Below are 6,043 nucleotides of genomic sequence, written 5' to 3' on the forward strand. Positions count from 1 at the left end.
GCGAACGGGTACGCTGACACCATTCGAGCTCCGGCCACTCTGTGGGACCCGCGACATCATCATGCAGGGAGCCAACTTTCTTATGCGAATTCCCGCCTCACGGCGGTCAGGGGCTCGCGATGACGGGTTGGAGGCGGCCGCGCGCCAAACCGGCCCTCACCCCGTCGTTGCGAGGAGGCCGCCCCGGCCGACGCGGCAATCTCTTGTCGGAACGCCCCGGGTCCCCCGCATCTCGCAGGTGAACGCCCACGGTCTTCGTTCCGCAACCGGAAGAATGCCAAGCTGGAGCTTGGCGGTCCCAGGGGGCGCTGAGGGGGGACTTCCCCGGAACCGCCACGCTCCAGCCGGGTCTCTTCCCCTTCATTTGTCCCGGGGGCGGGCGGGCGGGTAGGATGTTCCCCTGCCGGAGACGGCCAACCAGGAGACCGACCATGTCCCCCAGACGCATGCTGCTGACGCTGTTGCTGGCCGCGCTGGCCCTTCCCGCCGTGGCGGACGACCTGGAGGCGGCCTTCACCTCCCCGCCGGACAGCACGAAGCTGCGGTGCTACTGGTACTGGATGGACGGCCACATCTCGAAAGAGGGCCTGACGAAGGACCTGGAGGCCATGCGGGACTTCGGCATCGGCGAGGCGTACATCGGCATTATCAGCGGGCAGAGCGGCCTGGACCCCAAGCCGGAGCCCCTGGCGCTGTCGGACGGCTGGTGGGACGCCATCGTCCACGCCTTCCGCGAGGGAAGCCGCCTGGGGGTGGACCTCGGCTTCTTTAACTCCCCCGGCTGGAGCCAGTCGGGCGGGCCGTGGGTCACGCCGGACAAGGCGATGCGCTATGTCTCCCTGCCCGAGACGCGCCTGACCGGCCCGCAACGCTTTGAGGGAAAGCTGCCCGCGCCGGAGGGCCCCTTCCAGGACGTCGCCGTGCTGGCCTACCCCGCGCCGCACGGCGAGGGCGTGGCCGCGCCGGAGAAATCCCGCACGCCGCGCGCCGTGGACTTTGAATGCCCCGAACCCTTCACGGCCCGCAGCGTCACCGTCACGCCCGTGAAAGAGGTGAACGTGCAGGCGGAGCTGCTCGTGTCGGACGACGGCAAGGACTTCCGCCCCGTGAAGGCCTTCACCGTGGACCGCCACAACCTTAACGTCAACGTGGGGCCCGTGCCGCTGGCGCCGGTCGTGGCGTCGTTCCCCGCCGTGACGGCGCGGTATTTCCGACTCACGTTCTCGGCGGACTGCGAGGTGGGCGAGGTGCGGGTGTCGCCCGCCGTCCGCGTGGAGTCCCACGCGGAGAAGGCCCTCTTGAAAATGTTCCAGGACCCCCTGCCGCCCTTCGACTTCTACACCTGGCCGCCCCAGGCCGAGCCGGACGCGCCCGGTCTGGCTGTCGCGCCGGACGCCGTGCTGAACCTCTCCGCGAAGATGGACGCCGACGGCACGCTGCGGTGGGACGTGCCGGCGGGCGAGTGGATCGTCCAGCGCGCCGTCATGTCGCCCACGGGCACGAAAAACAGCCCGTCGCCGGAGGAGGCCACGGGGCTGGAAGTGGACAAGATGAACCGCGCGCCGCTGGCGGTCCATTTCGACGCCTATGTCGGCGACCTGCTCCGCCGCCTGAGCCCGGAGGAGCGCAGGGCCTTCAAGCACGTCGTGGCGGACAGCTACGAGATGGGCCCGCAGAACTGGACCGACGGCTTCGCGGAGCTGTTTCAGGCGCGCTACGGCTACGACCCGCTACCCTGGCTGCCCGCCCTGTCCGGGCGCGTGGTCGGCGGGGCCGACCAGACCGACCGCTTCCTGTGGGACCTGCGCCGCCTCGTGGCGGACCGCGTCTCGACGGAGTATGTCGGCGGCCTGCGCGACCTGTGCAACGCGCAGGGGCTCAAGATGTGGCTGGAGAACTACGGCCACTGGGGCTACCCGGGCGAGTTCCTCCAGTACGGCGGCCAGTGCGACGAGATCAGCGGCGAGTTCTGGGTGAACGGCGACCTGGGCAGCGTGGAGCTGCGCGACGGCGCGTCGTCGGCGCACATCTACGGCAAGAATGTCGTGTGGGCCGAGGCCTTCACCGGCGGCATCCCCTTCGCCAACTCGCCCCGCGACCTCAAGGCCCGCGGCGACTGGGCCTTCTCCGAGGGCATCAACCAGTTCGTCCTGCACCTCGTCATCCACCAGCCCTGGGACGACAAGCGCCCCGGCGTCAACGCGTGGTTCGGCACCGAGTTCAACCGCCACAACACCTGGCACGACCACGCCGGGCCGTGGGTGGACTACCTGCGCCGCTGCACCGTGCTGCTCCAGCGCGGCCTGCCCGTCGCCGACGCCGCCTATTTCATCGGCGAGGACGCCCCCAAGATGGCGGGCGTGCGCCGGCCCGAACTGCCCGCGGGACACGACTTCGACTACATCAACGCCGAGGTCATCGAGACCCGCCTCTCCGTGAAGGACGGCCGCCTCGTCCTGCCCGACGGCGCGTCCTACGGCATCCTCGTGCTGCCGCCGTCCGAGACCATGCGGCCCGGGCTCCTCAAGAAGATCGGCGAGCTGGCCGCCGCGGGCGGCGCCGTCTTCGGCCCCGCGCCCCTGCGCTCGCCCAGCCTCGAGAACTACCCCGCCTGCGACGACGAGGTGAAACGCCTCGCCGCCGACCTGTGGGGCGGCGGCCGCATCCTCACCGGCGACACCCTCGACGCCGCCTTCGCGAAGCTCGGCCTCACCCCCGACCTCGTCTGCCCGGCCGACATGCTCTGGAAGCACCGCCGCGACGGCGAAACGGACCTCTACTTCGTGTCCAATCAGCAGGACGCCGCCCGCGACGAGACCCTGTCCTTCCGCGTGGACGGCCGAGCCCCCGAACTCTGGGACGCCGAGACCGGCCGCATCACCGCCGAGCCGCCCTACACGGCGGCCAACGGCCGCGTCGAGGTGCCCCTCCACTTCGACGCCCACAGCTCCGTCTTCGTCGTCTTCCGCAAACCCGCCGAAGGCGGCGGACGCCCGGCGCCCGCGCCGAAGGAGCCCAAGGTCCTCGCCGCGCTTGACGGCCCGTGGACTGTCGAGTTCCCCTTCGGCGAGGAGACCTTCAAGGCCCTCGCCTCCTGGACCGAGAGCAAGAACGACGACGTCAAGTACTTCTCCGGAGAGGCCGTCTACCGGGCCGTCTTCAAGACCGATGAGACCAAAGGCGTGAGCCTCGACCTCGGCAGGGTCAACGACACCGCCGTGGTGCGCGTGAACGGCAAAGAGCTCGGCACCCTGTGGAAAGAGCCCTACCGCCTCGACATTTCCGCCGCCCTCCGGCCCGGCAAGAACGAGGTCGAGATCACCGTCGTCAACCCCTGGATCAACCGCCTCATCGGCGACAACCGGTCCAGGGCGGAAAACCGCACCACTTTCATGAGCCAGAACATCGTCAAGCCCGGCGCCCGCCTCAAGCCCGCGGGGCTCCTCGGCCCCGTCCGCATCCTCGCGGAATAGGGCGGAGGAGCGACGAAAACTCCGGTCGCCGGGCAGGACAAGCGGGATGGCAATGCTGCGGAATCACGCCCCGCGGCCTGTCTTCACGCCGCATTTCCCGGGGTGCAACGCCGCCTCCAGGCGGTCAAAGAGCGTCACGTCCGCCCCGGGGCACTCCCCGACGGAGAACACGTCGTGCAGTTTGGCGAGCTGCTTGACGATCTGCTCCAGTTTCCCGTCGTCGTTGACCAGCAGCCACATGCGGCTGTGGTCGCCGCCGACGGGGCCGCACAGGATGCCCTCGAGGTTGAAGGCCCGGCGGGCGAAGAGCCCGGTGATGTGGGCCATGACCCCGGGATGGTTGTTGACCAGCAGTTCCAGCACGGTCCCCGCGGGGCGGGCGGTGGATTCAGTTTGCATGGGAGAGTCCTCCGATCATTTCGCGGTTGGCGGCGCCCGGCGGCACCATGGGCAGCACGTTTTCGGTTTCGTGGACGGGGGCGTTGATGACGCAGGGGCCCGGCGCGGCCAGGGCCTCCGCGAAGGCCGCGGCGGGGTCGGCGCACGCGCCGAGGTCCACGCCGCGCAGGCCGAAGCCCCGGGCGATGGCGGCGAAGTCGGGCCGGGCCTGGAAGCTGGACGCGAAATAGCGCCGGTTGTAGAACAGCTCCTGCTGCTGGCGCACCAGGCCGAGGTGGGCGTTGTTCATGACGACCACCTTCACGTTCAGGTCCAGCTCGGCCAGCGTGGCCAGCTCCTGGAGGTTCATCAGGATGGACCCGTCGCCGCTGACGCAGACCACGGGCAGGTCGGGCCGCGCCAGGGCCGCGCCGATGGCCGCGGGCAGGCCGAAGCCCATCGTTCCCAGGCCGCCCGAGGTCAGCAGCCGCCGCGGGCGGCGGAAGGGGTAGCCCTGGGCCGTCCACATCTGGTGCTGGCCCACGTCCGTCGCCACGACCGTGTCCGGCGTGGAGGCCTCGCCGATCAGGCGGATGAGGTTCTGCGGCAGGAGCGGGTCGTTCCCGGCGGCCGGGGCGGGGTCCGCCGCGCGCAGTTCGGCCAGGCGGGCCGCCCACGCGGGCCGCGCCGCCGGCGCCACGCGCGCCAGCAGCCCCTCCAGCGCGAGACCCGCGTCCCCCGCGAGGGACACGCGGCTCTTCTTGATCTTGTCAATCTCCGAGGCGTCTATGTCAATGTGCAGGATGTCCGCGTGGCGGCAGAACTCCGCGGCGCGGCCCGTGGCCCGGTCGTCAAAGCGCGCCCCGACCACCACCAGCAGGTCCGCCTCGTCCATGAGCAGGTTGGTGTGGCGCGCGCCGTGCATGCCGAGCATGCCCAGGCACAGCGGGTCGTCGCAGGGCACCGCGCCCAGCCCCATGAGCGTGCAGACGACGGGCGCCTGCATGCGGTGGGCCAGATCGCGCGCCAGACCGCCCGCCCCCGCCTGCGCCACGCCGCCGCCGAGGTAGATCACCGGCCGCTCCGCGCGGCGGATGCGCTCCGCCATTTCATCCAGCACCGCGCCGTCGCAGGGGGCGGGCACCGCGGCGCGCCCCGGTTCGGGCCAGTCCCCCACCTCAACGGACGCCATTTGCACGTCCTTGGGAACGTCCACGACGACCGGGCCGGGGCGTCCCGACGCGGCCAGCGTGAAGGCCAGGGGGATGACCTCCAGCAGCTCCCCGGCGCTGCGCACCAGGAAGTTGTGCTTGGTGATGGGCAGGGTCAGGCCGTAGGTGTCCACCTCCTGGAAGGCGTCGGTGCCGATCATGGGCAGGGGCACCTGCCCCGTGATGGCGACCAGGGGCACGGAGTCCAGTTTGGCGTCCGCGATGGCCGTCAGCAGGTTGGTGGCCCCGGGGCCCGAGGTGGCCAGGCAGACCCCCGGCCTCCCCGTGACCCGGGCCATGCCCTGGGCGATGAACCCCGCGCCCTGCTCGTGCCGGGCGAGGATGTGCCGGAGGGCGCTGTCATGCAGCGCGTCGTACAGCGGGAGATTCGACCCGCCGGGAATCCCGGCGACGACCTCCACGCCCTGCCGCTCCAGCAGGCGGCAGATGATCTCGGAACCTCGGTGCTTCATGGGGCCTCCTTGGGCGCCCCTTCCGCGCGCGCCGCCGGAGGCGAAAAACAGCAACCCCTCCGGCGGTGCGGCCGGAGGGGCTGTTGGGTGCTGTGTTCAGATCAACGGGACGGCACAACCCTCACGGCGCGCAGACACGGGGACGTACAACCACCACCGGGGTTCCGGGGGCGGCGTCGCGCGCCATGGTCTGGATGCCGTACAGGTTCATGTCCGTCTCCGCAAGGGGATTTATTGAATTGTACCCGGCGGACTCCCCCCAAGTCAACCCGCCGGCAGGGCAATCGCACTAAAATGCGCCTTGAAAAACCGCCTGCAAACGGCATGAACGTCCCTCGGTCTGTGATTCCGTCTTTGTTGTCCCAACGGGACATCCGCCTATAGCCCAGGCCAGGCCGCCGCCCGAAGGGCCAGGCCTGCCTTGGGGAGGATGCACCCTCCAACACATGCCCTGAAAGGGCATCCGAAATTTTCTTGCGCGCCGGGAAGAAGACAAGGCAGGCGGGAC

3 protein-coding genes are annotated in these 6,043 nt (G+C 70.3%); 1 reads left to right on the top strand and 2 read right to left on the bottom strand.

Annotated elements, in window-relative coordinates:
• The first annotated feature begins 431 nt into the window (after positions 1-431).
• Positions 432-3,473: a glycoside hydrolase family 2 gene (locus GXY15_15085; GenBank protein ID NLV42535.1), complete on the top strand. Its 3,042-nt coding sequence runs from the start codon at positions 432-434 to the stop codon at positions 3,471-3,473.
• Between the two features lie 63 nt (positions 3,474-3,536).
• Here the strand turns inward: GXY15_15085 and ilvN are convergent, their stop codons facing one another.
• Together ilvN and ilvB are read right to left on the bottom strand one after the other, a co-directional pair.
• Positions 3,537-3,872: an acetolactate synthase small subunit gene (ilvN, locus tag GXY15_15090; GenBank protein ID NLV42536.1), complete on the bottom strand. Its 336-nt coding sequence runs from the start codon at positions 3,870-3,872 to the stop codon at positions 3,537-3,539.
• Positions 3,862-5,535, bottom strand: coding sequence for a biosynthetic-type acetolactate synthase large subunit (ilvB, locus tag GXY15_15095; protein ID NLV42537.1), 1,674 nt, complete (start codon positions 5,533-5,535; stop codon positions 3,862-3,864). Before ilvB ends, ilvN begins: the two co-directional genes overlap by 11 nt.
• Positions 5,536-6,043 lie beyond the last annotated feature (508 nt).

Source organism: Candidatus Hydrogenedentota bacterium (assembly GCA_012730045.1).
GTDB lineage: Bacteria > Hydrogenedentota > Hydrogenedentia > Hydrogenedentales > CAITNO01 > JAAYBR01.

Bases quoted from the DNA above. Each gene is read 5' to 3' on its own strand.
- GXY15_15085 (NLV42535.1), top strand. From the start codon at position 432: ATGTCCCCCAGACGCATGCTGCTGACGCTGTTGCTGGCCGCGCTGGCC.
- ilvN (NLV42536.1), bottom strand. From the start codon at position 3,872: ATGCAAACTGAATCCACCGCCCGCCCCGCGGGGACCGTGCTGGAACTG.
- ilvB (NLV42537.1), bottom strand. From the start codon at position 5,535: ATGAAGCACCGAGGTTCCGAGATCATCTGCCGCCTGCTGGAGCGGCAG.